5 protein-coding genes are annotated in these 6233 nt (G+C 61.2%); 2 read left to right on the top strand and 3 right to left on the bottom strand.

The annotated features are described in order from the left end of the window. Nucleotides 1-168: 168 nt before the first annotated feature. Nucleotides 169-1143 carry an endonuclease/exonuclease/phosphatase family protein gene (locus B4F73_RS16395; RefSeq protein WP_206992137.1) on the bottom strand — a complete coding sequence of 325 codons (975 nt, stop codon included), beginning with the start codon at nucleotides 1141-1143 and terminating at the stop codon, nucleotides 169-171. An 874-nt stretch (nucleotides 1144-2017) separates the two neighbouring features. On the opposite strand from B4F73_RS16395, the gene B4F73_RS16390 reads away from it, so the two are divergent. Both B4F73_RS16390 and B4F73_RS16385 read left to right on the top strand, forming a co-directional pair. Then, the gene (locus tag B4F73_RS16390; RefSeq protein ID WP_290483807.1) at nucleotides 2018-3349 is read left to right on the top strand and encodes a Na+/H+ antiporter NhaC family protein; all 1332 of its coding nucleotides are present in this window, start codon (nucleotides 2018-2020) and stop codon (nucleotides 3347-3349) included. Nucleotides 3350-3571: 222 nt separating this feature from the next. Continuing rightward, a complete protein-coding gene (locus B4F73_RS16385; RefSeq protein ID WP_290483806.1) occupies nucleotides 3572-4465 on the top strand; it encodes a hypothetical protein in 894 nt (297 codons plus the stop codon). A 565-nt stretch (nucleotides 4466-5030) separates the two neighbouring features. On the opposite strand, the gene B4F73_RS16380 is transcribed toward B4F73_RS16385, so the two are convergent. Further along, a complete protein-coding gene (locus tag B4F73_RS16380; protein WP_290483805.1) occupies nucleotides 5031-5750 on the bottom strand; it encodes a hypothetical protein in 720 nt (239 codons plus the stop codon). 24 nt (nucleotides 5751-5774) lie between these two features. Beyond that, a partial coding sequence (locus tag B4F73_RS16375; RefSeq protein WP_290483804.1) for a UvrB/UvrC motif-containing protein occupies nucleotides 5775-6233 on the bottom strand: 459 nt, incomplete at its 5' end.

Here is a 6233-nt window from a genome sequence, read left to right as displayed (position 1 = left end):
CGTGACGACTTCAACTGAGGCGGGCGCGCGTTGAGCGGTCTCCGAGGTCTCGCACCCGACGAGGATGGTCGCCAAGACCATCAAGCTGATAGTGAGTGTAACTGGCCGCATCACCATCCCCCTGTTTATGGTTAAGCAGAACCTACACAGTAATCAGAGGGATGCCAATCAAACCGACCGCAGTTGAAAACCATAAAGCATTGGATAGTGATCTGATCCGCATGGGCGAAGGCGCCGGATGGTCACGAGGTCGAAATCCCGTGTCACAAAGGCGTGGTCCAGCGGCCAAGCCAGGAAAGGGTTTTTCGCGCCATAGGAATTGTAGAGACCACGTCCACGCTTGGGATCGCAAAGGCCGGCATGTTGCTTGAACTCCCGCACCATCCAGGACCAGCCGACTTCGTTGAAATCGCCGATCACCAGAGCAGGTCGCTCCTGCTCGCGCAATTCATCGGCGACGATCATCAACTCGTCATCAAGATGCTGTGTGTCGTCGCGGGGGCGTGGCGGGCGTGGGTGGATGCAATAAAGACGCACCTCACTACCAGCCATGTCGATGTCCATCGTGAGTGACGGCACGTGATCCTGACAGAAATAGCGTTCCTGGGCCTGATTGATCGGGTAGCGTGAATAGAACAGAAGGCCGTTATGGTCTTCCTTGTCCAAAAGGTAGGTGTGGGGATAGTCCTTTTCGAGGTCGGACAATGCATCGCGCCAGCGCGCATTGGTTTCTGACAGGAAGAGGACATCGGCATGGCTATCGCGAATGCGGGAAATGACGGCGGTGTGGTCCTCATTCTCCTGCAGCACATTTATCAGCAGAATTGAGAGCGGCGTACCGTTGGCACCTGCTTTCGCGCGGCGCAGTTCGCGTTTGCGGCCCGGTAGGTAAGGCTGAATGTCTGCGGCGCAGATGAGGAAGGCGACGGCATAGGCCATCAGCAGGCTGGCATTGCCGAGTTCGGCGGCAGGGTAGAGTGAGATGTAGAGGGCAGCTGCAGCGAGGAGAACAAGGCAGGTTTGAAGACGACCATAGACCCAGACACGCATCCACCAGATTTCCGTGCGCAACTTCGGCGCGATGGCGGCGAACAGACCCCATGCGCCGATCAGGCCGAAGACGGGTTCGATCAGGGCGAGCATGGTGAAGGGGCCTTTCGGGTATAGCGGGGTTTCTGGGTGGGTTCGCTGAAGTTACGCGTGAAGGGCAGGGGAGGTTGCGGGCATGACTGTGCGCGAGTTCGCCTGAGGCGCGAAATTTGGATTTCACCGGGCGCAAAAAAGGTGTGATCGCGGACGATCACACCTTCTCTGGTGTTTCGAATCAGACTACCGAGACACTGTGCATGCACTCGTTGTCGGTCCTCGATGGACACCGGGTTCCAGATCAGGCTCGCGGAAGCGGGCCTTTTCTTTTGCCCTTTGTCAGGATCCGGTCTGGTCGCCGCCACATTCTTGCGAGCGGGCATGCGCCCAAGGCCGTCTCCCGGATCAGTTTCAGACATGTAATCGCACGGGCGAATTACGTGCTGTTCTGACCTAACCGCCGGTAATCCCAAGGGATTTTCCTTTGGTCACGTGTTTCGGATCGCGCTCCGGTCACGCCTCACAGCCCTTCGCTCCGGGGTCTAGCTCCCCTGATCGAAGACATCGCCTGCTTTGTCTCGCGGTCCTTCCAAATCCTTTGCGCCGCTGCTCTCACAACCTTGCTTCTGGCCTGGCCCTTCCTGCGAGGGCGACGTACTTGCCACCGTTCCTGAAGCGGGTCTGCTCCCGCCTGGATGTCGTTGGCTTACCGAAATGATTCCCCAAAAACGGGCATGAGTCGAGTCCCTTCTGAGGAGAATTTCACAGTTTTGTGATGGCGGCCTGAATCCGCGCATTTCTGCGTCACATCCCGGCTTGCACCTCTCGATGCACGCAGGGCGCTGGGCATCGGGCGGCGAATGCGCTTAGGTGAGGGGCTTGCACACAAGGAGGCTGGGCCCTGGAAATCCTGACTGTACTGCCGCCGGTATTGGCGATCCTCGTCGCGCTGGTGACGCGCAATGTCTATGCTGCGCTGGGGCTCGCCTTGCTGGCTTCGGAGACGCTGATCGCCAGCTTCCATCCCGGCATGGGCGCACTGGGCGCGATTGACCGTGCGGTCGGTGTGTTCGAGAGCACGGGCAATACGCGCGTCCTGCTGTTTTGCCTGCTGATCGGCGCGCTGATCGCGTGGATGCGCGACTCTGGCGGCGTCGAGGCGCTGGTCAGTGGCCTGATGAAGCGCGGCCTCGCCTCGACCCCGCGCCGCGCGGCCCTCGCGCCGGCTTTGGCTGGCACAGCCATTTTTGTCGAAACGAATGTGAGTTTGTTGAGCAGCGGCGTGCTGGGCCAGCGCCTGTTCGACGCGCATGGGCTGAGCCGGGAGCGGCTGGCCTATATCATCGACTCCACGTCGGCGCCGGTCAGCACACTGATCCTGCTGAATGGCTGGGGCGCCTACGCCCTCGGCCTGGTCGAGCCGTTCGGCTTCGAGAGCCCGATCGGCGTCGTGGCCGGCACGATCCCGTGGAATTTCTACGCCCTGCTGACGCTGGTCGGCGTCTATTTCACCGTGTTCACAGGCCGCGTCTTCGGCCCGATGAAGACCGCCGGGCAGGGCCGCAGCGTGCTGGCCGAAGACGAGGAACCTATCGCCCCGACCCGCGCGATCTACATGTGGCTGCCGCTGGCCGTGATGATCCTCGGCGCGCTGGCCTTCATGGCCTGGACGGGCGGCGGCAACATCTTGGCCGGCAGCGGCAGCCAGTCGATCCTGTGGGCCATCTGCCTCGCCATGCTGGTCGCGGCCGTGCTGCTGGCGATGGGCAAGGCCTTTCCCAAGGGTGGACTACAGGAACGGGGCTTTGCCGGCATTGCCGAAATGGTGCCCGTGGTGACGATCCTGTTCCTGTCGATTGCGCTGGGCGACAGCCTGCGCGTGCTCGGCACGGGCGCGTTCCTGTCAGGCGTCGCGGCGCAGTTTGTCTCGCCGATCATCGTGCCGGCGGTGCTGTTCGTCGTGGCGGGCGTCACCGCCTTCATGACCGGCACGAGCTGGGGCACGTATGGCATCATGATCCCCATCGCCATGCCGCTGGCCGCCGCGCTGGGCCTGCCGCCCTCGCTGGTGCTGGCGGCGGTGCTGGGCGGGGGCGTGTTTGGCGACCATTGCTCGCCGATTTCCGACACGACGATCATCGCCTCCCTGGCGGCGGGCTGTGACCATATCGACCATGTCCGTACCCAGATGCCCTATGCGCTGGTGACGGGCGGAATTGCGGTGATCCTGTATCTGATAGCGGGCGCGGTAACCGGGGGATAAGGCGCGCCGTTCGGGCCTCGAATCTGGCCCATAAAGAGCCCATAAACTGTCCATAACTGGTACCGAACTGGCCCAGAACCGGTCCAGAACTCTGGGCCATGTCCGGGCAATGGGGGAGGGGCGCGCCGCTCTCCTCTGCCTCTGGGGGCGGGATCGTCCGCCGCGCATGGCCTTGCCCCCGGAGCAATCCGATGGGGCCGCGTCCGTGGCAGTCTGCCCGGCATGAGTGATGCGCCCCGCCCCGCCAAACGCCAACGCCGCACGACAGCGAGCCTGACCGCCCTGCGCCATCTGGCCCGTGAGGCCGCCGAGGCGGGCGAGCCGATGCGGGAAATCGCCCGCCGGCTGGACCTGCCCTGGTCCACGCTGACCAAATGGGCGCGCGAGGATGGCTTTCGCCACAAGGACATTGCCGCCCGTCAGGCCGAAGCCGCCAAGGCGCAGGACGAGGCCGACCATATTCGCCAGCAGGCGGAACTGGCCGCGCGGCGCACCCTCTTGCGTGACGAGGAAGACGAGGAAGAGAGCGATGAGCCGTTCACGCCGCGCAGCCAGACCGATGAGGAAATCACGCTGGCCCGCGCCCGTGTCGGCGCGCTGTTGGAGGCGGGATATATTCCGGAGGCGGAGCAGGACATGCGCGCAGCCCGCCGCCTGACCAGTTTGCAGAGCTTTGCCGCCCCGGTGCGCGCCGCAACCGAGGCCGCCACCCAGCAGATGCGACAGGCGGAGATGAATGCCGCGCTCTACCGCGCCGCGCTACAGGTCTGCGCCTGTTGGGAGGCGGGGGACACGCCGCCGGACCATCTGCCCTGGATCGTCTCGGCCACATTCCAGAAACGTCTGGCCATTGCGCGCGAAGTGGTCCGCGGGTTCGACCCGGACGATAAGGGCAGCGATCAGGAGCTGACGGAACACATGATCCTGCTGGCGGCGCAGGGCTGGTTCCGCAATTTCCACCCGCTGCTTCGCGAGGCGATCACCACACTGACCCTGCAGGGCAAGCACGCCCTCGCCGAAAAGGTCGGTGGCTTCCTCAAGGCAGAACAAGCCGCCCTCCCGACCCTCATCCAATGGTGCCACGCGAACGGGTTTGGGTATCATGGGGAGGTGTAGCGATCAGAAATCGCACCGCGATTTCCGCGTAGGCTGCCCAAGCGCAAGCGCCGGGCTGTATCTTCCCGCACGCCATTACGTCGTCACCCCCGATGGCAAAGCCATCTGGGGGGCCATCTCCTGCAGGTGCCTCATGCGGACATCTTTCCATGACGCTCCCGCCACCCCGTTCAGAGATGGGTCCCCAGACGCTTCGCGTCGGGGATGACGCCAGGAGGGAAGCACGTACCTCTGTTCCCACACACCGTATCCCCGGCGGACGCCGGAGCCTCCGCCGGAACGACGCGGAGCCAGCGCCCGTGCTTCGACTTCGCTCAGCATGAGCGCGTCGCAGGGGCCGCAAGAGGCGGACTCATCCTGAGCGGGGCCTGCCCCGGTGAAGGCCGGGGTCGAAGGATGAGTAGGGGGCGGACGGGCGGCCCCGCTGAGTCCCGGATAAGCGCGATGCGCTTTCCGGGATGACAAGAAGAGAAGGTAGGGCGGGTCATGATCCGCCAAGCAGCAAGTGCGAATGGCGGGTTTCGCTTCAATAACCCGCCCTACAGCATCGCGGAGCGGTGCGCTTTTAGACGTCGGTGATCATTCGCTCAATCAAGTCATAGTCGCGAGGTCCATCGACCCAATTGCTACCACCAAAGATCTCCCAGATCAGTTTGGATACTGCCTTCTCTTCATCATAACCGGGGCCGGAAAACTCAATATGACGAAACGCATGTTTGAGATTATTGAGTACTCTAAATATCTCCGGGTCTGCTATCGGATAGTTATGCATTACAAAATCAATCTGCTCCGCAAGCATCTTAAAACCGAAGATGATCTCTCGGAACTCGGGAACATCTGCGCTCATGTGATTTCTGAACGCATAGAAACCTTCGTCTGCTTCGCGACCGCCTACAAACGCATCTCGGAATCCTTGGACCGTGCTGAGCTTTTCAAGTGTCTCCGTATCTGCCGTCAAATCATTTCGCCCCCCTTGTTGGCTAGCAAAAATGACTTGGTACAGAATATCTTCTTTGATGCGTTTATATTGAAAGGATAGATTGCTCTTAATGGCTTCTCGACGCCGATTTTCTGGGACTACGACGACGAGGTAATAGAAGAGAAAGGAAATGCATATTCCTAGAAAAAAATTGGAGCCAACACTGAATAGACTCTCAAATGGTCTCAGAGTACCAACATTTTGATCAATACTGTCGAGCGTTTCGAATACTAAATAGAATACGACGACAGACAGAAAAATCGTTAGCAGGCTTCTGGAAATTAGTCGTTCAATCTTCGTAAGCATCTTTCATTCTCGAGTTTCGAAAGATTAAAGCCCCAATTCCTCTTCCCTCAGCCGTTTCACTTCGTCCCGGAGGCGCGCAGCTTCTTCGAACTCGAGGTTCGCGGCGGCTTCGCGCATTTGTTTTTCCAGGTCCGCGAGGACGGCTTTGAAGTTGTGGCCGGATTCACCTGCAAGTGGCAAGGCTTTTGTCTCGGTGACGCCGCGTGACTTGCCCTTGTCCTTGCCGCGGCCGCGGGCTTTCGGGGCGCTGCCGGGCTTTTCGCCGAGTTCGCCGAGAATGTCGGCGACGGCGCGCTTGATCGTGGTCGGCGTGATGCCGTGTTCGGTATTATAGGCGACCTGTTTCTCGCGGCGGCGGCTGGTCTCTTCCATGGCGCGCTCCATCGAGCCGGTGATCCGGTCGGCATAGAGCACGACGCGGGCGTCGGCATTGCGCGCGGCGCGGCCAATCGTCTGGACCAAACTCGTCTCTGAGCGGAGGAA

Origin of the sequence: Hyphomonas sp. UBA3601 (assembly GCF_002375605.1) — a bacterium.
In the GTDB taxonomy this organism is placed as follows: Bacteria; Pseudomonadota; Alphaproteobacteria; order Caulobacterales; family Hyphomonadaceae; genus Hyphomonas.
This window is presented reverse-complemented; position numbering and strand designations above follow the sequence as displayed.

What these genes read in the sequence shown, in the direction of transcription:
- B4F73_RS16395 (WP_206992137.1), bottom strand. Translation starts at nt 1,143, where the DNA reads ATGCTCGCCCTGATCGAACCCGTCTTCGGCCTGATCGGCGCATGGGGT.
- B4F73_RS16385 (WP_290483806.1), top strand. Translation starts at nt 3,572, where the DNA reads ATGAGTGATGCGCCCCGCCCCGCCAAACGCCAACGCCGCACGACAGCG.
- B4F73_RS16380 (WP_290483805.1), bottom strand. Translation starts at nt 5,750, where the DNA reads ATGCTTACGAAGATTGAACGACTAATTTCCAGAAGCCTGCTAACGATT.